We start from the raw sequence: 24597 nt of genomic DNA, 5'->3' as shown, positions 1-24597 counted from the left end.
AGGTTTTGCTACCGTTGGTCGGTATTGACTTGGATGAGCAGGCGTAGCATTTGATCTCCTTATGGCGTTCTTCGGCCTGTGCTTTCACGGTGAGTGATCCCATGCGGACATGAGCGGATGTCGCCCAAATGTACAGGGGTGTACATGAAAAGATCATGCGCGTACAGTCGCTTAACTCATTCTCAACGTAAGGGCGACACGCAATGTCGGTATCAGGCAAGGAGCGAGGCAAGCCTCATGACTCCGGTTGGAGAGGCTCCGCCGATGGGTGGCTGGAAGCCGCCTATGAAGCCTTGAAGGAATCCGGAGTCGATGCGGTTCGCGTGATGCCACTGGCCAAGCGACTGAACCTTTCACGCACCAGTTTTTACTGGTTTTTTCAGGATCGCGAACAACTGCTTGCCGCCTTGCTGGCGCGCTGGAAAGACAAAAATACCGGTGGCATGCTCAAGCAGTCCGAACGCTATGCAGAGAACATCACCGAAGCGATCCTTAACGTTTTCGAATGCTGGCTGAATCCTGAACTGTTCGATTCGCAGTTCGAGTTCGCGGTCCGCAGTTGGGCCTTGCAGTCCGAGGAAGTGGCCACGGAAATCGCCGCGGCGGATGACGCACGGATCAACGGCTTGTCGGCGATGTTCCGACGCTTCGGCTACGACGCCGATGCCGCTGACACGCGTGCCCGAACGATTTATCTGACGCAGATCGGTTATATCTCGATGAAGACCACCGAAGACATCACCGAGCGTTTCCGACGCATCCCGCACTACGTTGCGATCTTCACCGGCAAGGCGCCGAAGAAGCGCGAGCTCGACCGCTTCTACGGCGCCTTCGGTTACGCCGAAAAAGAGCCGGGCGCATTCGTGCCGCTGGCTGAAACCTTCGAGGAGAGCGCCGGTGCGAACTGAAACCCTCGGCATCATCGGCGGGACCGGCTGGCTCGGTGGCGCGCTGGCGCAGGCGCTGCTGGAAACGGGCTTCGTCAGCGCCGGGCAGCTCTTTCTGTCGAACCGCTCCGGCAGCCATCCGCTTGGTTCCACCGGCGCGCATCTTGTCAGCGACAATCAGGCGCTGGTGGACGCCAGCGATGTCGTGATTGTTTCGGTGCGTCCTGAGCAATTCAGCGCGCTGAAAATCGATGCGTCGGGCAAGCTGGTGATCTCCTTGATGGCCGGCGTGACCGCGCAGACCATCAGCGCGGCGACAGGGGCGAGAGCCGTTGTTCGAGCCATGGCCAATGCCGCAGTCGAAATCAGACAGTCCTTCACGCCCTGGCATTGCGCGATGGAGTTGTCGGCGTCAGAGGTCGATTTCATTGAGCATGTGCTGGCGTGCGTCGGCACGACGAGCAGAGTGCCGACAGAGGATTGCATCGATTATCTCAGTGCCTTGTCTGGGACAGGACCGGCGTTTCCGGCGTTGTTGATGACCGCACTGACACACCAGGCGATGGCGGCAGGCATTCCTCAAGATGTCGCGCATCAGGCGGCGCGCGGTGTAGTGCTGTCGGCCAGTCAGTTGCTCGCCGAACATGACCCGCAGGCGATGATTGATTCGCTGGTTGCCTATAAAGGCGTGACGGCAGCGGCGTTGCAGAGCCTGCTGGATGCGGGTTTCGAGCGGCAGATCGGTGAGGCGGTGCAGGCCGGCGCAGAGGTCGCTCGCAGAGGGATGTGACCTCTTTGCCGCCTGCAAAGCTTCTAAAGATCCTTCACCAAACGCAATGCATCGTAAATCGCCGCATGGGTGTTGCGTGCAGCCACCGCATCGCCGATGCGAAACAGCTGGAAGCGCCCCTCGGGGTTGGTCACCAGATGCTGCGCGTTGCCTGCGATCAGGTCATGCTGCTCGACCGCGCCGCCGTTGCTGGAGAGCGGACGCAGTTCGAAATATAACTCGTCCATCGGCAACGTGCCGTGGTTGATGACCACTTGATCGACGACGCGCTCCTTGTTGACCTTGCCGTAATCGCTGCCGAACACCGCCACCAGTTTGCCGTCGCGCCTGAGCACTGACTCCACGCGGTACGTCACGGTGAACACCACGTCCAGGTCCTGCAGGCTGCGCATGTAGGGCACCAGATTCATGGCCATCACTTCCGGCGCGAAGGCCCGGTCGGGCGTGACGATTTCCAGATGAGCGCCGCTTTGTGCGATCACTTCGGCTGCCTGCAGCGCGGCATGATCCCCGGCGTCGTCGAAGATCAGCACGTTCCTGCCTGGCTTCACGTCTCCGGAAATGATGTCCCAGGCCGACACCACCAACTCGTTGCCTTGGCTGAGCACCTCGGTATCCGGCAGGCCGCCGGTGGCGACGATCACCACGTCCGGCTCCTGCTCCAGCACTGTCTGCGCTTCGGCCCAGGTGTTGAAGTGAAACTTCACACCCATGCGTTCGCACTGCGCCATGCGCCAGTCGATGATGCTGATCATCTCGCGGCGTCGCTCGCTCAACGACGTCAGCCGAACCTGACCGCCAGGCCGATCCGCCGCTTCCAGAACGGTCACATCGTGCCCGCGCTCGGCCGCGACCCGTGCAGCTTCCAGCCCGCCGGGGCCTGCGCCGATCACCACCACCTTGCGCCGGGTCGCGGCTTTGGGAATGTCGTGGGGCATGGTGGTCTCGCGACCGGTCGCCGGGTTGTGGATGCAGTAGGCCGCGCCACCCTGATAGATGCGATCCAGGCAATAGTTGGCGCCGACGCAGGGCCGAATCTCCTCTTCGCGCTTCTCGATGATCTTGCGCACGATGTGCGGGTCGGTCATGTGCGCGCGGGTCATGCCGACCATGTCGACCTTGCCCGAGGCGATGGCATGACGCGCGGTCGCCACGTCGGGGATCTTCGCGGCATGGAAGGTCGGAAAACCGGTCGCTGCACGGATCTCGCCGGCAAAATCCAGGTGCGGCGAGTTGCGCATGCCCTGAATCGGAATCACGTCGGTCAGGCCGGCGTCGGTGTCGATGTGGCCTTTGACGACGTTGAGAAAATCCACCAGCCCGCTGTCCTTGAGCATGTGCGAGATCGCGATGCCTTCCTGGGCGCCGAAGCCGCCCGGCAGGTCTTCGTCGCCGGTGTAACGCACGCCCAGCAGGAAGTCCTCGCCACAGCGCTGGCGGATCCCGCGCAGGACGTCGAAGGTGAAGCGCAGTCGATTCTCCAGCGGGCCGCCGTATTCCCCTTCGAGCTCGTTGGTCAGTGGCGACCAGAACTGATCCATCAAATGGCCGTAGGCCTGAAGTTCGAGACCGTCCATGCCGGCAGCTTTCATGCGTTCGGCGGCATCGACGTAATCCTTGATGATGCGCTCGATGTCCCATTCTTCGAGCTTCTTGGGGAACGCGCGGTGTGCAGCCTCCCGCCGATGCGAGGGCGAAACCACCGGCAGCCAGTCGGCTTTGTCCCAACGGGTACGGCGGCCCAGGTGGGTCAACTGAATCATCACCGCCGCGCCGTGTTCGTGGCACTCGTCGGTCAGGTCCTTCAGCCAGCCCACCACTTCATCCTTGTACGCCAGCACGTTGTTGAACACTGGCGGACTGTCTCGCGACACCGCGGCCGAACCGGCTGTCATGGTCAGCGCCACGCCTGCCTTCGCCCGCTCCACGTGGTAGGCGCGGTAAAGATCCTTGGGCATGCCGTCCACGGGATAAGCGGGTTCGTGGGAGGTAGTAATGATGCGGTTTCTGAGCGTCAGGTGCTTGATCGTGTAGGGCTGCAACAGCGGATCGCTGGACATCGTGGTGCGCTCCTGGGAGAGAACATCAGGCTTGGTTTGACGCAAAACTAGGTGGAATGTACATAGGTGTCAAGCATGGTTGACGGCTGTGTACATTTCGCTTGCGTCCACACGCACCGTGTGGCTACTATCGGCCGAACAGCTGGCCGAGACTGGCGATTCGACACTTTCACTGCCGCACCCAGTAACACCCATACACGACAGGGGACATGCACGATGGATGCTTATTCGCCGTATAAGAAAAAACGTATTGGTTGGTTAGCAGGGATCGCTTTGACGACAGTGAGCGTGCTCAGCCACGCCGCCGATCAGCCGCCGGTTCGCATCGGTTGGGTGAACTGGTCGGACACGGAGATCGCCGTCAAGCTGGCCAACATCGTTCTGGAAGATCAGCTGAAACAGCCGGTCAAGCTGGTGATGGCCGACATTGGCATCCAGTTTCAAGCGATGGCCAACGGCAACATCGACCTGATTCCCATGGTCTGGCTGCCAGGTACGCACAAGGCCTTCTACGACAAGTACAAGGACAAGCTCGAAGATCTGGGCGTGCTGTATGAAGGCCGCATCGGCATGGCGGTGCCGGACATCGTGCCGGCCAGCGAGGTGTCGAGCCTTGCCGACCTGAACAAGCCGGGTATCGCGCAGCAATTCGACGGCAAGATCCTGACGTCGGAGGTGGGCAACGGGCAGTACAAGCTGACCGAGAAAGTCCTCAACGACAAGAAGATCGTCGGCTACAAAATGGTCGCGTCTTCGGAAAGCGGCATGCTCAGCGAGCTGGACCGCAACCTCAAACGCGGGAAATGGTCACTGGTCAACGCCTGGAGTCCGCACTGGATGTTCGCCAAATACCCGCTGCGCTATCTGGATGACCCGGAGCATTTGTTCGGCGGCACCGAGCAGATTCACGTCGTCGCCCGCAAGGGATTCAGCGAGCAATACCCGAAAGTGGCCCGGTTCTTCTCCCATTACTCCATCCCGCAGGCTGACTTGCAGACGATGATGTCGGCGGCGCGGGAGCCAGGCAACTCGCCGGAAAAAGTCGTCGCAGCTTATTACGCGCAGAACAAGGCGAGGTTCGTGGCGATGGCCGAAGGCAACAAGACGGCGGCAACCAGCCCTTGATGCTGTAAGAAAGGGGCGGGCGGCCTGCTGCTGATTCAGGGGCAAGGCTTGGTCCTGTGGGAGCAGACTCGCTCCCACAGTTCGTGCGGTGCATCAGTCAGCAGACGCGCCGTCTTTCTTCCCGCGCAACTCACTCACGCTGCCGCCGCTGGTGCTGACCTGCACGTTCAGGCGCGGTGTCGCCAGGTCCATCCCGGCTTCATCCAGGTAGCGTTTGAGCGACAGATTGAACGCTCGCGAAACTTCCCACTGCTTGATCGGCGCGGTCTTGAAGCGTGCACGCAGAATGGCGTTGCCCGACTCGAAGCTTTCGACGCCCTGAATCTCCAGCGGTGACCAGATATTGCGGCGCTGCAGCGGATCGGTGCGCATCTTCTGGCCGACGTCGCGGATCATTTTCAAGGCGTCGTCGATGTTCATGTTCGACGGGATCGCGATGCGGAAGATCGCGTAGCCGAACTCCCGCGAGTAGTTCTGGATGCTCTTGATCTCGCTGAAAGGGATGGTGTGAACGATGCCGTCGATGTCCCGCAGCCGCACGGTCCGGATGGTCAGCCCTTCGACGGTGCCCAGGTGACCGCCGACGTCGACGTAATCGTCGATCGCCAGCGAGTCCTCGATGATGATGAACAAGCCGGTGATCAGGTCCGCAACCAGCGACTGCGCGCCGAAACCGATCGCCAGGCCGATGACACCGGCACCCGCCAGCAGCGGCGTGACGTTCATGCCCATGTTCGCCAGCGCGACAATCACCGCAATGATGAAAATCGTCACGAACAGCACATTACGAATCAGCGGCATCATCGTCTGCGCGCGGGCGTTGGCCAGGCCCTTGCGCGAGCGGGTAAGGGCATGATGAATCGCGGTATCGGCAAGAATCCACACCAGCCAGGCAAACATCAGCGTGGTGGCAAGGCCAATGATTCGCAGGCTGATGTCATGCCCGTCGCCGTCGGCAAACCGAATCAGAGACAGGCCCCACACGCGCATCCCCAGTTCGATGAACACCAGCCAGATGAGCAGGTGCACGACGGTGTAGAAGAAGTTCTTGAGACGATCCGAATACAGCGCATGACGCTTGTGGCCGTGGGACGGTTTTTGCGCATAACGCCGCACCAGCCCGTTGATCACCATGCACAGCACCAGCAGCACCGTGCAGATCAGCGCCTGACGCAACGCCGTGCTGGTATCGCCGGCAGAGAAAAACGTCGCAAACAGCGACACGCCCACCAGCACAAGCGCGGGCAGGTACCAGAAGCTGCCGAGCACTTCGATGCTGTCGCTCAACGCGCGTCGTTTCAGGCGGCGAGCCAGGGGCTGGTTGCGAATGAGGTGAGCGATGGGCCGACGGAAACGGATGATGAACAGCCCGGTCGACAGCGCGGCCATGACGTTCGCCAGTGTCGCGGCGGTGTGCGCCAGGTGCACGCCCAGGCTTGCCACCAGACGCGGATCGCTCAGCGCTTCGCCGAACGCTGCGAAACTGCCGATCCACCACAGCGGGCGGAAGGCCTGGTGGCGCAGGATGTACAGCGCCTGATGCCGATGAGGACCGTCCAGCAGCGAGAACGCAATCACGCAGATGGCCGAAAACAGCGTGCCGACCACCAGCGCGTAAGCGAGCACCATCGCCAGATCACGACCCAGCGACGGCGGCAGCGAATAACTCAGGTACACCGTGATCACCAGCGCCACCAGCCAGGGTCCGAGCTTGCGCAGCGCAAAGCGCAGCATGTCCCACGGGCGTGGGTGTTGCGGCAGTTCTTCGGACAGGCCAAAGCGCAGCCGCACCTTGTGCCCGAGCCAGATCAGCGCCGCCGCCAACAGGCTCCAGAGCGCAAGAACCACGGCGAAACCGAAGATGATCGGCCACCATTGATTGGCCGGCAACATCAATGCGACGAGTTCGTCCTGCGCCTGCGACACCTCATCGGCCCAGCGGCTGAGCGGGCTGTCGTCTCCGGTAAACTGTTTCTCCAGCTCTGCAAACGAACTGCCGATCAGCCCCAGCACGCCTTGCTCGGCGTTGGGCTGGGCTTTCTGCGTGGCATCGCGAAGCTTCTTCAGGTCCTCCAGCAACTTGCTGCGCTGCTGATCGTTCTCCAGCGACGTGATCACTTCATCCAGCGACTGCCCCAACGGCTCTTGCGCCTGCGGCTGAGCTTTCTGGCCACTGAGCAGACTCGGCAGTCCAGCCGCCTGCGTGAGGGCGACGGGGAACAGTGCCAGCAGAAAGATCAGCAACAGGCGTGGCAGGGTGCAAAAGCGGGGAGGAGCAGTCACCGGGTCATCAACCTCGAGTCGGGCGGGCGATAGGATTGTAGTGCGCTTGAGGTGCAGGCGCGGGGCTGGCCCGTGAGCAGCGCTGCGAAGGTCGTGCATCGCGGCACCCGGCCGTCAGGGCGGACCGGATGCCGATCTGGATAATGCGGTCCGCGCAGGCGGCCATGCCGGCCCCCTGCGCGACCGCCAGTCAAGGCAGCTCGGCACTGGCGTAGAACGCCGAGAGGACCTTGACCAGATGCGCCAGGTCCTGGCTGCCAGCCAGTTCGCGGATCGAGTGCATCGCGAACGTCGGCAGGCCGATGTCGACCGTGCGCACGCCCAGGTGGCCGGCGGTGATCGGTCCGATGGTCGAACCGCAGGCCATGTCGGAACGCACCACGAAGCTCTGCACCGGCACTTCTTCAGCCATGCACAGGTGACGGAAGAAACCGGCGGTTTCGCTGTTGGTGGCGTAGCGCTGGTTGCTGTTGACCTTGATGACGGGCCCGGCGTTGAGTTTCGGGCCGTGATTGCCGTCGTGCTTTTCGGCGTAGTTAGGGTGCACGCCGTGGGCGTTGTCGGCGGAGATCAGCAGCGATTTCTGAATCGTGCGCACGTAGTCGTCGCCTTCGGGCAACAGGCGTTGCAGCACTTGTTCGAGCATCGGACCATCGGCGCCGCAGGCCGACGTCGACCCCACTTCTTCGTGATCGGTGCAGATGAGCAGGCAGGTTTCGTCGCCATCGGCGTTCAACAGCGCTTGCAGACCCGCGAAGCACGACAGCAGGTTGTCCAGACGCGCGCCGGCGATGAAGTCGCCGTTGAGGCCGATCACTGCTGCGCTTTGCGTGTCGTAGAAACTCAGCTCGTAATCGAGGACAACGTCGGCGTTCAGGCCGTGCTCACGGGCCAACTGGTCGGTCAGCAGCGCACGGAAATCAGCGCGTTCATCGCCCGCGACCTGCGCCAGGATCGGCGGAAGTTCGTTCTGTGCGTTGATCGGCCAGCCTTCGTTGGCGGTGCGGTTGAGGTGAATCGCCAGATTGGGGATGGTTGCGATGGGCAGTTTGAAATCGATCAGCTGGCTTTCGACCTTGCCGTCGCGGCGGAAGGTCACGCGCCCGGCCAGGGACAGGTCGCGATCGAACCACGGGGCGAGCAGGGCGCCGCCGTAAACCTCGACGCCCAGTTGCCAGAAACCCTGGCGCTGCAGCTCAGGCTGAGGTTTGACGCGCAGGCACGGGCTGTCAGTGTGTGCTCCGACCAGGCGGATGCCGCCGATCAGGGGGGACAGGCGACCGAGTTTGAAGGCGACTATGGAGGAATCGTTGCGGGTGACGTAGTAGCGACCGCCGGTTTCGGTGTGCCATGGCTCGCGTTCGTCCAGTCGCTGATAGCCTGCGCCTTCCAGACGTTGCACCAGGCTTGCAGTGGCGTGAAACGGGGTGGGAGAGGCCTTGAGAAAGTCGATCAGGCCTTGGTTCAGCTCTTCGCGCATAAGTTACTCCAGACAGCAATGGCGGGAGTTTACAGGCCTCTGAGTGAGGTAGCGAGCTTGGTGGTTGTAGGATTTTATGGCGGGGGCATATCTGACGTCGGTATCGACGCGCCTTGAGTTTATGACGCTCGGCCCACTCCGCGACGCCTGCGTTCAGCCGGCACCCAAGTCGCGTTTTGTGTCGTCCAAACGTTCTCGGTATGAAGATCAAAAGCAAAAACTTCGGATGACGCTAATTCTGTAGGAGCGCGCTTGCCCGCGATCTACCGCGCAGCGGTAGCAAAACCAGACGACTCGGTTATGCCTGAGATACAGCATGTACCGGTCTTGCTGCCGGTTCCCGGCAGATCGTCCGAGTGCGGCCCAGAGCAAGCGCGCTCCTACATTTCGGGGCGTGCGGATGGTCGATGACCGAATGAAGAATGCGAGGAGCGTTAGCTCCAGCCTGAATCACTCTTGACGCAACCGTCCAGATACCACAAAGCGCGACTTTGGTGCAGGCCGAGCGCAGGCGATGTGGAGTGGGTCGAGCCGCATGGATGCGGCGAGAGCGCCGTCAGGACATGGATGTCCGTTCGGCGCGGGCCCACGGAGCATCGTCGGAGTGAGGGAACCCGACGAAGTCGGGCCCAACCGAGAGCAAGCACCCTTGGTTACTTGGGGTGCTTTTGCTGATCGTTCCCACGCTCTGCGTGGTAACGCATCGATTGACGCTCCGCGTCGAGTTGGACGCAGAGCGTCTTGCCAGGCATTCCCACGCGGAGCGCGGGAACGATCATGCAAAGAAACAAAAAACCGATCAAAACGGCGCCGGGCACTCAAACCGCACCCGGTCACCCGTCCCCGGATGCGTGAACGCCAGCATGCTCGCGTGCAGACACAATCTCGGATACGCCGCCAGTGCCTCGGGATGTGCATACAGACCATCGCCCAGCAACGGGTGCCCGATCGACAACATATGCACCCGCAACTGGTGCGAACGGCCGGTAATCGGCGTCAGCTCGACCCGACAATGGGTGTCGTAACGCTCCAGCACCCGCCAGAACGTCAGCGCATGTTTGCCGGATTCGTGGTCGACCACATGCCTAGGCTTGGTCGGCGGGTCATAACGCAAGGGCAGGTCGATACTGCCGCTGTCCAATTCAGGTTGTCCCCAGGCCAGCGCGGTGTAGGCTTTTTCGGTTTCCCGGTCGTGAAACTGCCGGGACAGTTCCCGATGGGTATCGGCATCGCGTGCCAGGAGGATGATCCCGGAGGTTTCCCAATCCAGGCGATGGACGATTCGCGCCTCGGGATAGCCGTTTTCCTGCAAGCGGGTGATCAGGCAGTCCTTGTTATCGTCCGCCCGGCCGGGCACGGAGAGCAGAAGGGTAGGCTTGTTCACCACCAGAACGGCGGTGTCCTGATGGAGAATGTGAACGTTGGACAGCGGCATCAGACAGCCTCGCAGCTAAACAGTCTCAGGACAAAATCGGTCCTGTAGCAAACGCCAACGGCGGCTCGCTCACCCGCATCCCGTGCAAGGATGCGAGCAACCGAGCCGCCGTGGCGGCTGCCTTTTCGATCAACGATCAGGCAGGGTGATATTGAGTTCCAGAATCGAGCAGCTGCCGTCGTTTTCCAACGCGACATGCACGTCATCGTTGCCGATATTGACGTATTTGCGAATCACCTCGACCAGTTCCTTCTGCAAGGCTGGCAGGTAGTCCGGGGTGCTGCGTTGGCCGCGTTCGTGCGCCACGATGATCTGTAGACGCTCTTTCGCTACCGACGCGGTGCTGGGCTTTTTGTTGGCACGAAAGAAGTCAAAAATACTCATTAGTTACCCCCGAACAGACGTTCCAGAAATCCTTTCTTCTTTACGTCCAGGAAGCGGTGCTCAACGGCTTTGCCCAGCAGGCGATCAACTGCGTCGCTGTAGGCCTGGCCAGCATCGCTCTGGTCATCGAGGATCACAGGTACGCCGGAGTTGGACGCCTTGAGCACTGCCTGGGATTCCGGGATCACGCCCAGCAAGGTCACCGAGAGGATTTCCTTGACGTCTTCGACACCCAGCATCTCGCCATCGCTGACGCGCTGCGGGTTATAGCGGGTCAGGAGCAGGTGTTCCTTGATCGGGTCTTCGTTGTTTTCGGCGCGGCGGGATTTGCTGGCCAGCAGGCCCAGCATGCGGTCCGAGTCACGTACCGAGGAGACTTCCGGGTTGGTCACGACGATGGCTTCGTCGGCGAAGTACATCGCTAGATGAGCGCCTTTCTCGATACCGGCCGGCGAGTCGCATACCACGAACTCGAAGTCTTCCTTGAGCTGCATCAGGACCTTTTCGACGCCTTCCTGGGTGAGGGCATCCTTGTCGCGGGTCTGGCTGGCGGCCAGTACGTACAGGTTTTCCAGGCGCTTGTCTTTGATCAGTGCCTGCTGCAGGTTGGCTTCGCCGTTGACCACGTTGACGAAGTCATATACCACGCGACGCTCGCAACCCATGATCAGGTCCAGGTTACGCAGGCCGACGTCGAAGTCGACGATCACTGTTTTGTGGCCGCGCAGTGCGAGGCCTGTACCGATAGCGGCGCTGGTGGTGGTCTTGCCCACACCACCCTTGCCGGATGTAACCACGAGAATCTTGGCCAAGGTGAATCACCCCTAGAGGAAAAGGAAGGCCAGCTTCGCCCGTAAAGTGGCTGCGCTCGTTCATGCTGCGGTAAAGACAGGCTCGCAATGCTCATTTAGGGGCCTAAACTCCGCTTGCTCGCCTGCTTTTGCCTTGCCTGACCTTCGCTCGCCGACTTTTCGAACGAATCTAGTCCCTGAATAGCCCCTCGTGACGCAACGGTACGCGAGCAACGGTGGAAGCCAGAGCCCGGCTGGGGCTCATGTTTCGAGAAAACAAACGAATTTCCCGGTTTTCCTTTCCCTTTGCATCGTTTTCGCGACGAATCAGAGTGGCTTTGAAAATGGCGCAGTATCCGTTAAAGACGGGTGATGTTCAACACGTCGCCGGACAGACTGACCTGTACCCCGGCGCCCCACAGAGGATCTCTGCGCAGGTCTTCGGAAACCTTGTACTGGCCCGCGATGGAGACCAGTTCGGCGACCATCTGCTGGCAAAAAATACGGGCTTTGGTGTCGCCCTTGATGCCTGCCAGCGCCCGGCCCCGCATCGGACCATACACATGGATGTTGCCATCGGCGAGAAGTTCCGCGCCGGGACTGACCGAGGAAATCACCACCAGATCGGAGCCCTGGGCGTAAATCTGCTGACCGCCACGCACGGGAGCCGTGATTATCTTGGTCGGCTTGACCAGAGGCTCAGGCGGTTTCTCGATGACTTCAGGCTTTTTCCGGACTTCGCCTTCCGTCGGATCGAGCGGTCTTTCACGGGCGCCGGAGGGTGGCAGAACCGGCAGGTCGATGGCGATGGCCGCGGCGATGTCTTCGATGCGGTTGGCGCGGATGGCCAAGGTGCGCAGGCCATGCTGGCGGCAGACCCGCATCATCGCCGGCAGGTCGATCGCGCCTTCATTGGGCGGCAGCTTGTCCAGCGCCAGGACCAGCGGGGTGTTGCTGAAGAAGTTGGGTGCCTGGGCGACTTTGGCCGCCAGTTGACGATCCAGCGCTTCGAGGTTGTTGCGGGCCAGTTCCAGCACGGTTATGGCCAGCATGCTGCCCTTCAACTGAAACACGGGATCCTGATCTTGCAATTCGATTTGGCTCATGTCGGCATACAGCGGCTTGTCGCTAAAAGTGCCGAGACTTATAACGAGATCGCCCGCCAGCCGCAAGGGAGCCGCATCCGACGAAGCGTCACCGATCCACTCGAACCCATGTAGAATGCCCGCCTTTGCCCTGACGGAAGCTGTAATGGAACGCCCGCGTTTTCGTGCCGAATTTCTTCATCCGCGCTACTGGCCGCTCTGGCTGGGGCTGGGCCTGCTCTGGCTGGTCGTGCAGCTGCCGTTTCGCATGCTGGTGGCCATCGGCCGGATGCTGGGGGCGGTCATGTACTACTTTGCGACAGATCGCCGGATCATTGCCGCGCGTAATCTGGAGCTGTGCTTCCCGCAGTACTCGAAAGCGGAGCGCAAACGCCTGCTCAAGGAGAATTTCGCATCCACCGGCATCGCGTTTTTTGAAATGGCCATGAGTTGGTGGTGGAGCAGGCAACGCCTCGCCAGGCTTGCCCATGTCGAAGGGCTGGAGCACATCCAGCAGCCGCACCAGGACGGGCAAGGCGTGATTCTCATGGCGCTGCATTTCACCACGCTGGAAATCGGCGCCGCGCTGCTGGGGCAGCAACACACCATCGACGGCATGTATCGCGAGCACAAGAATGCGCTGTTCGACTACATTCAGCGCCGCGGCCGCGAGCGTCACAATCTGGACGCGATCGCGGTGGAGCGCGAGGACGTGCGCGGCATGATCAAGCAGCTGCGCAAAGGCCGCGCGATCTGGTATGCGCCGGATCAGGACTACGGCGCCAAGCAAAGCATCTTCGTCCCGCTGTTCGGCATTCCGGCAGCCACGGTGCCGGCGACCAGCAAGTTCGCCACCCTGGGACGCGCGAGGGTCGTGCCGTTCACCCAGAAGCGTCTGGACGATGGCAGCGGCTACAAGCTGGTCATCCATCCGCCCCTTGAAGACTTCCCCGGCGAAAGCGACGAGGCCGACTGCCTGCGCATCAATCAATGGGTCGAGCGGGCCGTCACCGAATGCCCGGAACAGTATTTGTGGGCGCATCGGCGCTTCAAGAGCCGACCGCCCGGTGAGCCGAAACTGTATAAAAAGCGTGGTTGATACCCAGAGCTGAATGCCCATGACAACGAGCGCCATCGAACAACAAACCGTGCGCAGCGCTTGCGATGCACCTGCCGTCGCGGAGTCGGTCACCGGCCTGATTCTCTCCGGCGGCGGCGCGCGCGCGGCCTATCAGGTCGGCGTACTGGCGGGCATCGCCGACCTGCTGCCCGCGGGTGCGCAAAACCCTTTCCCGGTCATCGTCGGCACGTCGGCTGGCGCTATCAACGCAGTCAAGCTGGCGAGCGGCGCGGCGCATTTTCGGACCGCCATTCACGAGTTGACCCTGTTCTGGCAGAGCTTTCGCAGTCATCAGGTTTTGCGCAGCGACTGGGCCGGGGTCATGCGCCAGGCATCGCGGTTTTTCGTTCGCAGCCTCTTGGGGATCGGCCGCAAACAGGTGCCAGTGGCGCTGCTCGACAGCTCGCCGCTGAAGGAACTGCTCACCGAACGGCTGAATCTGGCTGGCATCGAAGCGGCGATCAACGACCGGCATCTTCGCGCCGTGGCAGTGACCGCGTTTGGCTACGAATCAGGGCAAGCCGTCACCTTTTATCAGGGCAAGGGCACCATCGACGCCTGGCTGCGCCATCGGCGTATCGGTCAGCCGACGCAACTGACGGTGGATCATCTGCTGGCCAGTTCCGCGATCCCCTTGCTGTTCGCCCCGGTCAAACTTGAGCACGAGTATTTTGGTGATGGCGCCGTGCGGCAGTCGGCGCCCATCAGCCCGGCCTTGCACCTGGGCGCCAATCGGGTGCTGGTCGTGGGCGTCAGCGGCAATCCGCGCGGACCGGGCGCGAACAAGCCCGTTCACCGGGTCGTGAGCGGCGCACAGCCGAGCCTTGCGCAGATCAGCGGGCACATGCTCAACAGCACGTTCATCGACAGCCTCGAAAGCGATATCGAATTGCTCGAGCGCTTGAATCTGTTGAGCCGCATGCTGCCCCCGAACATGCCTCATCAGCCATCGCCGCAAATTTCCGAGCAGCCCACGCCGGTTCAGTCGCTGGCGCCGGTGGAGGTGTTGGTGATCTCGCCCAGTCAGCCGCTCGATGAAATTGCTGCCCGGCATCGCCGGGAACTGCCAGCGGCCTTGCGCACTTTTCTGCGAGGTCCGGGCGCGACCAAGACCAGCGGGGCAGGGGTGCTGAGTTATCTGTTGTTCGAGTCGGGGTATTGCAGCGAACTGATCGAACTGGGCCGACGCGATGCGATGGCCCAGAAGGAACAGCTGATGAAGTTTTTGCGTCTGGATTGACAGCGAATCCGTAGAAGCGACCGGGTTGGCGTTTCACCTTGCCCGCGACCTGCCGGGAATCGGCAGCAGATCCAGTGCATGCGATGACTCGGGACAACCGGGTCGCCTGTTTTGCTACCGCTGCGCGGTAGATCGCGGGCAAGCGCGCTCCTACAGAGGCGGTGTCGTTATGCAGTCAGCTTGTCATCCCGGAAATCGCGCAACGCTTGCTCGATCTCTTCGCGGCTGTTCATGACGAACGGGCCGTATTGCACGATCGGTTCGCGCAGCGGTTTGCCGGCAATCAGCAACACCTTGGTGTCCACTGCTGCCGTCAGCTGCAGCTCGCCGTTTTCCGACAGCCTTGCGAGACGACTCTTGCCCAGTTTCTGAGGCTGCCCGGCGATCTCCACTTCGCCTTCGTACACATAAAGCAGCACTCGATGACCTTCCGGTACACGCGGGCTGACGGTCGAACCTGCCGGCATATGGAAGTCGAAGTAATGCGGTTCGGTATCAGGCCGCTGCACTGCGCCTGCCTGACGGGTCTGACCGTCGTCGAACTGACCGGCAATCACGATCACCTCGACACCGTTCTGCGTCGTGACACGAGGAATGCGTTCGGGCTGGATGTCGTCGTAACCGGCGTCGCCCATCTTTGACTTGCCCGGCAAATTCAGCCACAGCTGGAAACCGCGCATCAGGCCTTCTTCCTGCTCGGGCATTTCGCTGTGGATCACGCCGCGTGCGGCGGTCATCCATTGCACGCCACCGCCTTGCAGCAGGCCGACGTTGCCCATGTGGTCCTCATGGCGCATGCGGCCTTCGAGCATGTACGTCACGGTTTCGAAGCCACGATGCGGGTGTGGCGGAAAGCCTGCGATGTAGTCGTCGGCTTCATCCGAACCGAATTCGTCGAGCATCAGAAACGGGTCGAAGAGTTCGACGCCCGGGCCGCCAAAGACCCGTGTCAGTTTGACGCCAGCGCCGTCCGAAGTCGGCTGGCCGGCCTGGATCGACAGCACTTTACGAAATTGAGTCATGAGGCTCACTCCAGAACAGGTGGGAATGGCGCCTATGGTATGCCTGTTGAGGCGATGGATGGGTGACGTTTTTGCGAGGGATCGATCGATTTTATAGATTGTTTTGAGGGGTCATTGCAGGAGCGTGCTTGCCTGCGGCGGCGTTCAGTCAGTCGGCATCGGTGTGCCGGAAAAACTGCAATCGCGGGCAAGCGCGCTCCTGCAAGGGGCTGGGTTATTCCGAGATCTGCAACTTCCTCGCTTCGGTGTACACGTACCGCACCTTCTCGTACTCGAACGGCGAATCCATCTGCCCGTATCGGAAGCTGGTGGAGTAGCGGCGGTCGATCGCGCGCAGCAGGTACAGCTCAGGATGGTCCTGACTGACCTGTGCTACGTTGAGGAAGTTGATCTGCGATTCGGCGGTGAAGTCGAACGCCAGGCCACCGGTGTCGCGGAAGTTGGACGGCCCCAGGATCGGCAACACGAAGTACGGGCCGGCAGGCACGCCGTAGAAGCCCAGCGTCTGGCCGAAGTCTTCACTCTGCTTGGGCAGGCCCATTTTCGTGGCCGGGTCCCACAGCCCGGCGATGCCCAGCGTGGTGTTGATGATCAGGCGTCCAGTGGTTTCCATCGAGCGCTTGCCCTTGAACTGCAGCAGACTGTTCACCAGATTGGGGATATCGCCAAGGTTGCTGAAGAAGTTACTCACGCCGGTGCGAACGAAGCTTGGGGTGATGTACTTGTAGCCGTTGACCACAGGCAGGAACACCCACTCGTCGAAGCGGTAGTTGAAGTGGTAGACCCGGCGGTTCCAGGACTCCAGCGGGTCGTACACATTCAACGCGTTGAGCGATGAGCGCTCGAACTCCTGGGCGTCGAGGCCCGGATTGAATTTCAGCGACTTCAACGGCTCGGTGAAACCGTCCGGATTGTCCACGCGTTGCACTGGCGCGGCCTTGGAGACGATGGGAGCGTCGTCGGCATGAGCCACGCCTGCACACAGCAGGGCAGCGATAAGCAATAGACGTTTAGCCACGGAAAAACTCCAGCATGGCGTCGCTGTTGACGCGATAGTTCATGTTGCCGCAATGACCGCCGTAGGGATAAACGGTCAAGCGATCGCCAAAGGTCTTGCGCAGGAATCCGAGGTCGCCTGGGCCGAGGATCACGTCATCGGCATTGTGCATCACGGCGATTTTCTTGCTGGTGCTCAGGTAATCCTTCAGCGCGTACAGACTGACCTGATCGACCAGTTGCAACAGGCTGCCGCCGTCAGTGCGCGCACGCCACATCGGGATGACTTGCTCGGTGACGTAGCAGTCGAAGTCGCATTGCAGCGCACGCTTGAGGAACGGCGTGAGGCTGGTGCCTTCGCTGATCGGGGTTTTCGGCGGCGTGATCAGGCCCCGTCGATTGATCAGGTCCGAGGTGAACGCGATGTCGGCGGCAGAGAAGCGGAAGGACGTGCCGATCAGCATCGCCATCTGTTCGTTGGACAAGTGCTGCTTGGACTGTTGGAAGTCATACAGCAGCGCGTCGTTGAGGTCGATGTAGCCCTTCTCGCGGAAGTAGCGCGTCAGTTTCTGCAGCACCAGTTCATAGAACGTGGTGCTGTTGGTGATGCCTTTAACCTCGGTCTGAACCATTTTGTCCAGGTTGGTGATCGAGGTGTAGAGGTTCACTGGCGGGTTGATCAGCAGCACTTTCTTGAAGTTGAAGCTGCGACGGGTCTCGTCCAGCTTACTGACGAACGCCGCGTCCAGCGCCCCGAGGCTGTAACCGGTGAGGTAATACTCGGTGACCTGAAGTTTATTCTGCTGGGCACGCACCGCCTGCATCACCCGATACAAGTCCTCAGCGTCTTCCTTGGTCACGCCTGGCGTCGCAAAGCGTGAGGCAGCGCTCATGAAGTCGTAGCTGGTTGGCGACGAGAGCTGTACGACGTTGTACCCGGCTCCGTAATAAAGCCGCTTCAGGTATTCGTTGAGCGTGCTGTTGTAAGGAGCACCTGTGCCCGCGATGAGGAAGATCAGCGGGGCAGGGTGGTCCTGTTTGGCGAGGCGATAACGCAGTTTTTTAACGGCCCAGAAGTTGTCCGGTAGCGTGAACTCGCGCTCGGGGCGCAGCGTCAGGCTGTAATCGTCCTGATCGATGTCGGCGTCTTCAGGCACCTTGGCACGCAAATCCGGTGGGGTCGTGGCGATCGTCGCTTCGAACGGATTGGTCAAGGGGAAGCCATAGCTGGACGGGTCGATGTCGACCGCCATCACGGACGCACTCAAAAACAGGCCGCCGGAGAGGGCGGCGAGGCGTAGAAAACGAAGCATGACTGAATCCCTTGGGAAAGAAGTGCTGTTGAGATACGCAGGCTATGACACAGGGGGAGTGCGAAAAGTGCCGTAGTGGCATTTTGCATTATTTACCGCGCTGCCCCGTACAAATCCTAGGCGACAATACACGTTCTGGCTCGGATGGCGTGTGCGTATGTGCTTTTAATGCATACAGGTGCGTATCCCGTGCTGCCAGCGGCTATGCTGGGCGTCGTTTTTCCCGTCAGGAGCGTTCCGTGTCGCGTCGTTTGCCGCTGGTTTTAGCGTTCATTGCACTGGCTCTCTGGCTGGCCGCCAGTTACGGCTTGCGCTACGGATTGATGGAGGAGGTGCGTTGGGTCGGTTTGTGTGCCGACGGTGCTTCGCAATGGCAATGTGTTGTGCGGGCGAAACTGGGGCTGTTGATCCATTTCGGCGTGTTCGGCTGGGGCGCGCTGATCGTGTCGCTGGTCGCGTTTGTCATTCCGCGAGGCCTTGGCCGCGGGCTGGCCATAGTGGGATTGCTGCTGGGCGTGTTGGCGCTGGTGCTGTACACGGCCAGTCTGGCGGTGTTCGCGGTGGTGATTGCCGGGTTGCGGTTAGTGCGAGCGCGGTGATCCGCTTTTGATTCTGCCGGGAGGGCGCAGGCGCCGTGCTTGCAGGCGATCTGCCCGGGGGCGCGTCCGACCGCAGCAACTCCAAACGCCAGACAGCATAAAGGGGAGCCGAGGCTCCCCTTTAAATCGTTGCACGTGCTCTTTTTTATTGTTGTAGGGCGGTCTGTTGTTGTTTTTGGCAACCGGTCCCTCTACAGCGTCTTCAGTGGTCCCCATCCGGGACACAAGAGCAAACGTATTTTTTTGAGCGCTGATCTGCTTCGATGCCTTCGTTTGGCGAAGTATCCAACCCGTTCTGGACGCTACCTGAAGGTAGTTTTATTGTTCTCGGTCGGGCTGTGAGGCTTGAGGCCTCTGTAAAGCACATCTACTCCAAAAAAATCTGTTGGCTGCGTCTCTGTACCGTTGTTCTTGTTATGTCAGAGCCGATTCATCTTATTTTTATTGGGTTTTCACATTTTGTTCTTGTTATGCAGAAGATATAGCAGGTGCCGTGCCAACTTTTGCAAAGTCTTTGAAATCAATGGTTTGGACAAGATCAGCTTTGGGAGCCCACGTTTGACGCCGCTATTCTGTTTCCGTGTTACCCGCATTCTGATTTGGAATCGGTCCATCGGTAACACAATGTGTTCCTTGCGCCGTCATCCCGCCGAACGCTCTGGATTGGGTAACGGCGGCGTTTCGGTAGCCGCGACCGTGCGTGTGAGCCGCAGACTGCGCCACAGCGCCAGAGTCATGACGGCATTAGCCGCCGCCCACGCCCAGGCCTGTGGATTGCTCAGCCCTTCACGAAACAACTGTGGAACGATGCCGACGCCGACGATGAACGCCAGCAGAGCGATCTCCCGGCGTGGCGCGCTCACTGGCCGGACCAGATAAAAGAGGGCGGGCAACCACACCGTTGGCGTCGCAAAGCTGCGATAGCGCGGGTCGAACACCATCGCCAGCATCATCACTGCTGCCGCGAAACCTGCTGCGCTCAGCCACCAGCCCGCGCGGCGTTCGAGAGCGTTGAAGGCGCGACCGCGCCAGCCGGTTCTTTCCGACAGGGACAGCGCGGCATGCGCCAGCACCACCAGATTCAGGCCCACCAGCGCCGCCGCCCAGATGTACTCGCCCACGAAGCGGCTGTTCACGCGCGCCAGTTCGCCCCACGTGGCGATGCAGCAAGCGCCGAACGCGGCCATCAACGGCAGCACCAGCGCCTGGCGGGCCTGGGCGGTCCGGCCTGCGATGGCCAGCGCAAGCAGGCCGATCGCGCCGCTGATTGCCAACCAGTGCGGCCAGTACGGCAAGTTCGAAACCGGCCCCGCCAGCACGCCCTTTTCCTGGCGGTCGGCATCGAACAGCCCCCAGTAACCGCCCACCGCGCCCTCGGCCTCACGTTTCCACGGCTGGTCGAACGCTTCGATCAGGTTGTAATGCCAGCCGTTCTGTTCAGCCATCGCCACGAAACTGCGAATGAACTTCGCCTCATTGACCCGGCTCGGCAGTGCCGTTTCTCGCTGACGCCCCTCGCTCGGCCATCCGGTCTCGCCTATGACGATGTCCTTGGGCGCAAATGTGTGACCGAACACCTGACGGATCTGCGCGACATGGGCCAGCGCGTCATCGATACCGGTGGGGTCATCTTCCCAGTACGGCAGCAAATGGATCGTCAGGAAGTCCACGGCCGGCGCGACTTCGGGGTACTGCAGCCAGTATTCCCAGACATCGGCATAGGTGACCGGCTGCTTCACCTGGGCTTTGACCTGCCCGATCAGCCGGGCGAGTTGAGCGCCAGTCACTTCCTTGCGTAACAGGGTTTCGTTACCGACGATGACTGAGGTGACAACGTCCGGTGCCTCATTGGCTGCCTTGATCAGAGCCGCGATTTCTTTCGCCGTGTCCACTGGATTGGCATTCACCCACGCCCCGAGCATGACTTTCAGACCGTGTCTGCGGGCGATCTCCGGAATCGCTTCCAGGCCTGTCATCGAGTAGGTGCGAATGCACTCGAAACGCGTCGCCAACAAGGCGAGGTCAGCGTCCATGCGTGCCGGGCGCAGGGTGTACGGCTGATCGAAAGGCGACTGATCCTTATCGAACGGCGTGTAAGAGGCGCATTGCAGTTTATGGGTTGGCGTCGCGGCATCCGGCAGAACCACGGGCCGGCCCAGGCCGTACCAGTAGCCGCACATCGCGATCAGCGCAATCAGACAGGAGAACAGGTAGATCACAACAGGCGAGCGGGAGGTGGCGGGCATGATCGAGCCGAGAGGGGGCAGAGGGCCGCAGTCTAGCAAGACGGCGCCGATACATCTGTAGGCGCTTGGCTCGTCGCACGATCCGCCGTGAGCCGGCCGTGAAACCTCGGATTGCGGTCATCGCCGACGCACGCCAAACGTCTGTTCTGACGACTGTCTCGCAGCCCATCAAGGGATGACCACGCTCTTGCCAAAGGGAGTTACGCGGGATATTCGATTAACCATGCAATTTTCGGACGGACTGCTCCTCGTTTTACGACCTGTCTGTCGTTGATGGCCTGGTGATGTCGTTTCCACCTGTTTGAGTGTCGCTGACAGGAAAGGCACAAGGTCGGTGGGGGCAGATGATCGGCTGGTCAACGCAGCGTGTGCAGCTGCGCAGGCAAGTGGTTGAAGCGTGAATGTCCTGCGATGCGCCAAATGCGGGCGCGGGCCGCGGACAAAAAAAACGTTAACGATTCCCGACGACCGTCGGGTTCAGGACTACCGGGGAAGTAAAGATGAAGATGCGAAAAATCCTGGGTGCGGGTGCCGCTCTGGCGCTTGCCATCAGTTCCACGCTGGCCCTTGCCGACACTAAACCGGAGCTGAGCATCGGCTATGTGGACGGCTGGTCCGACAGCGTTGCGACCACAAACGTGGCCGCCGAAGTGATCAAGGAAAAACTGGGCTACCCCGTGAAACTGCAGGCGGTCGCTGCCGGGATCATGTGGCAGGGCGTGGCAACCGGCAAACTGGACATGATGCTGTCCGCCTGGCTGCCTGTGACCCACGGCGAATACTGGGCCAAGAACAAGGACAAGGTCACCGACTACGGCCCTAACTTCAAGGACGCGAAAATCGGCCTGATCGTGCCGGAGTACGTGAAAGCCAACTCGGTGGCTGACTTGAAGACCGATGAGTCTTTCAAGAAAAAAATCGTCGGTATCGACGCAGGCTCGGGCGTCATGATCAAGACCGATCAGGCCATCAAAGACTACGGCCTGGACGGTTACAAACTGCAGGCAAGTTCGGGCGCCGGCATGATCGCCGAGCTGACCCGCGCCGAGAACAAGAAGGAATCCATTGCCGTGACCGGCTGGGTGCCTCACTGGATGTTCGCCAAATGGAAGCTGAAATTCCTGGAAGATCCAAAAGGCGTTTACGGTGCAGCAGAAACCGTCGACAACATCGGCAGCCTGGACCTGGCCAAGAAAGCGCCGGACGTGGCTGACTTCCTGAAAAAATTCCAGTGGACCAGCAAGGACGAGATCGGCGAAGTCATGCTCGCCATTCAGGACGGCGCCAAGCCTGAAGCAGCCGCCAAGGACTGGGTCGCTAAGCACCCTGAGCGCGTGAAAGAGTGGACCGGTAAGTAAATCGCCACAAAGAGTTAATTTGTACCCGAACCGCCTGGTGAGTGATCGCCAGGCGGTTTTTTATCGCCGGTCTGACGCCGTGTAACCGGAGCACGCTCAACCTTCAATCCTGCAGGCCTGCCGGATACGCCACTTGCGCCAAACATGCCTCCGGTTTTCCGCCGGTGACAGAAAGTGCAGTCCCGCGCACATCAGCTAATGTCGTTCTAATACTAAGGTCGTCTGGAGTGCGGCTCAGAGCCGACTAAAGTGCAATACGTGACATCAATCTGTGCTGCGAGGACAAAAACAATGAACGACAGCATTTACCTCTCGATTCAGAACAGCCCCCGTTTCAAGGAGCTGGTCTCGAAAAGGGAACGATTCGCCTGGATTCTCTCGGCGATCATGCTTGGGCTCTATTCCGCTTTCATCCTTCTGATCGCTTACGGGCCTCAAGTGCTTGGCGCCAAACTCAGCGCCACATCATCCATTACCTGGGGAATGCCAATCGGCGTGGGTCTGATCATCTCCGCGTTCGTGTTGACCGCCATCTACGTTCGTCGCGCAAACGGCGAATTCGATGAGCTGAACAACGCGATCCTGAAGGAGGCACAACAATGATCAGGCGCCTGTTTGCAGCTTTGGGCCTTGCGGCCTTTGCACCGACACTCTGGGCGGCGGATGCCCTGACTGGCGCTGTGCAGAAACAACCGCTCAACGTTGCCGCGATCGTCATGTTCGTGATCTTCGTCGGCGCCACGTTGTGCGTGACCTACTGGGCGGCCAAGAAAAACAAGTCGGCAGCGGACTATTACGCAGCTGGCGGCAAGATCACCGGTTTCCAGAACGGCCTTGCCATTGCCGGTGACTACATGTCGGCTGCGTCCTTCCTGGGTATTTCCGCTCTGGTGTACGCCTCCGGTTACGACGGCCTGATCTATTCGATCGGCTTCCTCGTCGGCTGGCCGATCATTCTGTTCCTGATCGCCGAACGCCTGCGCAACCTGGGTAAGTACACCTTCGCTGACGTGGCGTCCTACCGCCTGAAGCAGAAGGAAATCCGTACTCTGTCCGCCTGCGGTTCGCTGGTGGTGGTGGCGTTCTACCTGATCGCGCAAATGGTCGGTGCCGGCAAGCTGATCCAGCTGCTGTTCGGCCTGGACTACAACGTCGCGGTCGTGCTCGTCGGTATCCTGATGTGCTTGTATGTGCTGTTCGGCGGCATGCTGGCAACCACCTGGGTACAGATCATCAAGGCCGTGCTGCTGCTCTCGGGCGCATCGTTCATGGCGCTGATGGTGATGAAGCACGTCAACTTCGACTTCAACGTCCTGTTCTCCGAAGCCGTGAAGGTTCACCCTAAAGGTGAGGCCATCATGAGCCCGGGCGGTCTGGTGAAAGATCCGATCTCTGCGTTCTCCCTCGGTCTGGCGCTGATGTTCGGCACCGCCGGTCTGCCGCACATCCTGATGCGCTTCTTCACGGTGAGCGACGCGAAGGAAGCACGTAAATCGGTTCTCTATGCGACCGGCTTCATCGGCTACTTCTACATCCTGACCTTCATCATCGGCTTCGGCGCGATTCTGCTGGTCAGCACCAACCCGGCGTTCAAGGATGCAGCGGGCGCTCTGTTGGGCGGTAACAACATGGCGGCGGTTCACCTGGCCAACGCAGTGGGCGGCAGTCTGTTCCTGGGCTTCATCTCGGCGGTGGCGTTCGCAACCATCCTGGCGGTGGTGGCAGGGCTGACGCTGGCCGGTGCATCGGCGGTGTCCCACGACCTGTACGCCAGTGTGATCAAGGCGGGCAAAGCCAACGAGAAAGATGAAATCCGCGTATCGAAGATCACCACCGTCGCGCTGGCGATCGTCGCTATCGTGCTGGGTATCGCCTTCGAAAGTCAGAACATCGCGTTCATGGTGGGCCTGGCGTTCTCGATCGCAGCCAGCTGCAACTTCCCGGTGCTGCTGCTCTCGATGTACTGGAAAAACCTGACCACCCGCGGCGCCATGATCGGCGGCTGGATGGGGCTGATCAGCGCCGTGGTGCTGATGGTTCTCGGCCCGACCATCTGGGTGCAGATCCTGCACCACGAGAAGGCTATCTTCCCGTACGAGTACCCGGCGTTCTTCTCGATCATCATCGCGTTCGTGGGGATCTGGTTCTTCTCGATCACCGACAAGTCGAAAGCGGCCGAGGGCGAGCGAGCGCTGTTCTTCCCGCAGTTCGTGCGTTCGCAGACCGGCCTTGGCGCCAGTGGGGCGGTTTCTCACTGATTTGAGGTAGCCCTGTGCAAAGAGACACCCCGACTGGTTCGGGGTGTTTTCGTTTTTGCGCACTGCGTTCGGAATTATTGGACTCGCTGAAAGGCAGGATGGCGATGCCAGAGATAGAGACCTTC

General features: G+C 60.6%; 20 protein-coding genes. 9 read left to right on the top strand and 11 right to left on the bottom strand.

Features of this window, described 5'->3' with window-relative positions; genetic code table 11:
- The first annotated feature begins 203 nt into the window (after positions 1–203).
- Both AAGQ88_RS19920 and AAGQ88_RS19915 read left to right on the top strand, forming a co-directional pair.
- Positions 204–908, top strand: a complete 705-nt coding sequence (locus tag AAGQ88_RS19920) for a TetR/AcrR family transcriptional regulator (protein ID WP_342653345.1) — start codon at positions 204–206, stop codon at positions 906–908.
- Complete coding sequence (locus AAGQ88_RS19915; RefSeq protein ID WP_342653344.1) at positions 898–1677, top strand: pyrroline-5-carboxylate reductase dimerization domain-containing protein; 780 nt, start codon at positions 898–900, stop codon at positions 1675–1677. Before AAGQ88_RS19920 ends, AAGQ88_RS19915 begins: the two co-directional genes overlap by 11 nt.
- A 23-nt stretch (positions 1678–1700) precedes the next feature.
- Here the strand turns inward: AAGQ88_RS19915 and AAGQ88_RS19910 are convergent, their stop codons facing one another.
- Complete coding sequence (locus tag AAGQ88_RS19910; protein ID WP_342653343.1) at positions 1701–3737, bottom strand: NADH:flavin oxidoreductase; 2037 nt, start codon at positions 3735–3737, stop codon at positions 1701–1703.
- A 216-nt stretch (positions 3738–3953) separates the two neighbouring features.
- Between AAGQ88_RS19910 and AAGQ88_RS19905 the strand changes: the two genes are divergently transcribed.
- Positions 3954–4862 carry a glycine betaine ABC transporter substrate-binding protein gene (locus AAGQ88_RS19905; protein WP_285426666.1) on the top strand — a complete coding sequence of 303 codons (909 nt, stop codon included), beginning with the start codon at positions 3954–3956 and terminating at the stop codon, positions 4860–4862.
- 93 nt (positions 4863–4955) lie between these two features.
- Here AAGQ88_RS19905 and AAGQ88_RS19900 read toward each other — a convergent pair whose 3' ends face one another.
- The 6 genes from AAGQ88_RS19900 to minC all read right to left on the bottom strand — a co-directional run bounded on the left by AAGQ88_RS19900 (position 4956) and on the right by minC (position 12341).
- Positions 4956–7145, bottom strand: a complete 2190-nt coding sequence (locus AAGQ88_RS19900; protein ID WP_285426665.1) for a mechanosensitive ion channel family protein — start codon at positions 7143–7145, stop codon at positions 4956–4958.
- A gap of 190 nt (positions 7146–7335) precedes the next feature.
- Positions 7336–8625: a M18 family aminopeptidase gene (locus AAGQ88_RS19895; RefSeq protein WP_093463786.1), complete on the bottom strand. Its 1290-nt coding sequence runs from the start codon at positions 8623–8625 to the stop codon at positions 7336–7338.
- A gap of 799 nt (positions 8626–9424) precedes the next feature.
- On the bottom strand, positions 9425–10060 hold the full coding sequence (locus AAGQ88_RS19890; RefSeq protein WP_342653342.1) for a pseudouridine synthase: 636 nt from the start codon (positions 10058–10060) through the stop codon (positions 9425–9427).
- A 129-nt stretch (positions 10061–10189) separates the two neighbouring features.
- Positions 10190–10444 carry a cell division topological specificity factor MinE gene (minE, locus tag AAGQ88_RS19885; RefSeq protein WP_037013831.1) on the bottom strand — a complete coding sequence of 85 codons (255 nt, stop codon included), beginning with the start codon at positions 10442–10444 and terminating at the stop codon, positions 10190–10192.
- On the bottom strand, positions 10444–11256 hold the full coding sequence (minD, locus tag AAGQ88_RS19880) for a septum site-determining protein MinD (RefSeq protein ID WP_093463790.1): 813 nt from the start codon (positions 11254–11256) through the stop codon (positions 10444–10446). Before minD ends, minE begins: the two co-directional genes overlap by 1 nt.
- A gap of 338 nt (positions 11257–11594) precedes the next feature.
- Positions 11595–12341 carry a septum site-determining protein MinC gene (minC, locus tag AAGQ88_RS19875; protein ID WP_342653341.1) on the bottom strand — a complete coding sequence of 249 codons (747 nt, stop codon included), beginning with the start codon at positions 12339–12341 and terminating at the stop codon, positions 11595–11597.
- 145 nt (positions 12342–12486) lie between these two features.
- Here minC and AAGQ88_RS19870 point away from each other — a divergent pair, with 145 nt between their 5' ends.
- Together AAGQ88_RS19870 and AAGQ88_RS19865 are read left to right on the top strand one after the other, a co-directional pair.
- Complete coding sequence (locus AAGQ88_RS19870) at positions 12487–13419, top strand: lipid A biosynthesis lauroyl acyltransferase (protein WP_342653340.1); 933 nt, start codon at positions 12487–12489, stop codon at positions 13417–13419.
- A 13-nt stretch (positions 13420–13432) separates the two neighbouring features.
- A complete protein-coding gene (locus AAGQ88_RS19865) occupies positions 13433–14680 on the top strand; it encodes a patatin-like phospholipase family protein (protein WP_342653339.1) in 1248 nt (415 codons plus the stop codon).
- A 167-nt stretch (positions 14681–14847) separates the two neighbouring features.
- Here AAGQ88_RS19865 and AAGQ88_RS19860 read toward each other — a convergent pair whose 3' ends face one another.
- The 3 genes from AAGQ88_RS19860 to AAGQ88_RS19850 form a co-directional block, all read right to left on the bottom strand.
- On the bottom strand, positions 14848–15702 hold the full coding sequence (locus AAGQ88_RS19860; protein ID WP_342653338.1) for a pirin family protein: 855 nt from the start codon (positions 15700–15702) through the stop codon (positions 14848–14850).
- 214 nt (positions 15703–15916) lie between these two features.
- Positions 15917–16720, bottom strand: coding sequence for a VacJ family lipoprotein (locus AAGQ88_RS19855; RefSeq protein ID WP_093463801.1), 804 nt, complete (start codon positions 16718–16720; stop codon positions 15917–15919).
- A complete protein-coding gene (locus AAGQ88_RS19850) occupies positions 16713–18011 on the bottom strand; it encodes a serine/threonine protein kinase (RefSeq protein WP_285426659.1) in 1299 nt (432 codons plus the stop codon). Before AAGQ88_RS19850 ends, AAGQ88_RS19855 begins: the two co-directional genes overlap by 8 nt.
- 239 nt (positions 18012–18250) lie before the next feature.
- Here AAGQ88_RS19850 and AAGQ88_RS19845 point away from each other — a divergent pair, with 239 nt between their 5' ends.
- Positions 18251–18610 (top strand): hypothetical protein, encoded by a 360-nt coding sequence (locus tag AAGQ88_RS19845; RefSeq protein ID WP_342653337.1) that lies wholly within the window; start codon positions 18251–18253, stop codon positions 18608–18610.
- 641 nt (positions 18611–19251) lie between these two features.
- Here the strand turns inward: AAGQ88_RS19845 and AAGQ88_RS19840 are convergent.
- Positions 19252–20856 carry a glycosyl hydrolase family 17 protein gene (locus AAGQ88_RS19840; protein ID WP_342653336.1) on the bottom strand — a complete coding sequence of 535 codons (1605 nt, stop codon included), beginning with the start codon at positions 20854–20856 and terminating at the stop codon, positions 19252–19254.
- Positions 20857–21356: 500 nt separating this feature from the next.
- On the opposite strand from AAGQ88_RS19840, the gene AAGQ88_RS19835 reads away from it, so the two are divergent.
- The 3 genes from AAGQ88_RS19835 (at position 21357) to AAGQ88_RS19825 (ending at position 24472) form a co-directional block, all read left to right on the top strand.
- On the top strand, positions 21357–22214 hold the full coding sequence (locus AAGQ88_RS19835) for a glycine betaine ABC transporter substrate-binding protein (RefSeq protein WP_342653335.1): 858 nt from the start codon (positions 21357–21359) through the stop codon (positions 22212–22214).
- A gap of 291 nt (positions 22215–22505) precedes the next feature.
- A complete protein-coding gene (locus tag AAGQ88_RS19830; protein WP_093463813.1) occupies positions 22506–22817 on the top strand; it encodes a DUF485 domain-containing protein in 312 nt (103 codons plus the stop codon).
- Positions 22814–24472: a cation acetate symporter gene (locus AAGQ88_RS19825; RefSeq protein ID WP_285426653.1), complete on the top strand. Its 1659-nt coding sequence runs from the start codon at positions 22814–22816 to the stop codon at positions 24470–24472. The genes AAGQ88_RS19830 and AAGQ88_RS19825 overlap by 4 nt, the downstream gene beginning before the upstream one ends.
- Positions 24473–24597: the final 125 nt, after the last annotated feature.

This window comes from Pseudomonas sp. F3-2, assembly GCF_038804275.1.
Classification (GTDB): domain Bacteria; phylum Pseudomonadota; class Gammaproteobacteria; order Pseudomonadales; family Pseudomonadaceae; genus Aquipseudomonas.
Note: the sequence above shows the minus strand (reverse complement) of the source record. Positions and strands in the feature narration are given on the sequence as shown.

Coding starts and splice junctions, on each gene's coding strand:
- AAGQ88_RS19920 (WP_342653345.1), top strand. CDS start 204: ATGTCGGTATCAGGCAAGGAGCGAGGCAAGCCTCATGACTCCGGTTGG.
- AAGQ88_RS19910 (WP_342653343.1), bottom strand. CDS start 3,737: ATGTCCAGCGATCCGCTGTTGCAGCCCTACACGATCAAGCACCTGACG.
- AAGQ88_RS19905 (WP_285426666.1), top strand. CDS start 3,954: ATGGATGCTTATTCGCCGTATAAGAAAAAACGTATTGGTTGGTTAGCA.
- AAGQ88_RS19895 (WP_093463786.1), bottom strand. CDS start 8,625: ATGCGCGAAGAGCTGAACCAAGGCCTGATCGACTTTCTCAAGGCCTCT.
- AAGQ88_RS19890 (WP_342653342.1), bottom strand. CDS start 10,060: ATGCCGCTGTCCAACGTTCACATTCTCCATCAGGACACCGCCGTTCTG.
- minE (WP_037013831.1), bottom strand. CDS start 10,444: ATGAGTATTTTTGACTTCTTTCGTGCCAACAAAAAGCCCAGCACCGCG.
- minC (WP_342653341.1), bottom strand. CDS start 12,341: ATGAGCCAAATCGAATTGCAAGATCAGGATCCCGTGTTTCAGTTGAAG.
- AAGQ88_RS19870 (WP_342653340.1), top strand. CDS start 12,487: ATGGAACGCCCGCGTTTTCGTGCCGAATTTCTTCATCCGCGCTACTGG.
- AAGQ88_RS19865 (WP_342653339.1), top strand. CDS start 13,433: ATGCCCATGACAACGAGCGCCATCGAACAACAAACCGTGCGCAGCGCT.
- AAGQ88_RS19860 (WP_342653338.1), bottom strand. CDS start 15,702: ATGACTCAATTTCGTAAAGTGCTGTCGATCCAGGCCGGCCAGCCGACT.
- AAGQ88_RS19850 (WP_285426659.1), bottom strand. CDS start 18,011: ATGCTTCGTTTTCTACGCCTCGCCGCCCTCTCCGGCGGCCTGTTTTTG.
- AAGQ88_RS19840 (WP_342653336.1), bottom strand. CDS start 20,856: ATGCCCGCCACCTCCCGCTCGCCTGTTGTGATCTACCTGTTCTCCTGT.
- AAGQ88_RS19835 (WP_342653335.1), top strand. CDS start 21,357: ATGAAGATGCGAAAAATCCTGGGTGCGGGTGCCGCTCTGGCGCTTGCC.
- AAGQ88_RS19830 (WP_093463813.1), top strand. CDS start 22,506: ATGAACGACAGCATTTACCTCTCGATTCAGAACAGCCCCCGTTTCAAG.
- AAGQ88_RS19825 (WP_285426653.1), top strand. CDS start 22,814: ATGATCAGGCGCCTGTTTGCAGCTTTGGGCCTTGCGGCCTTTGCACCG.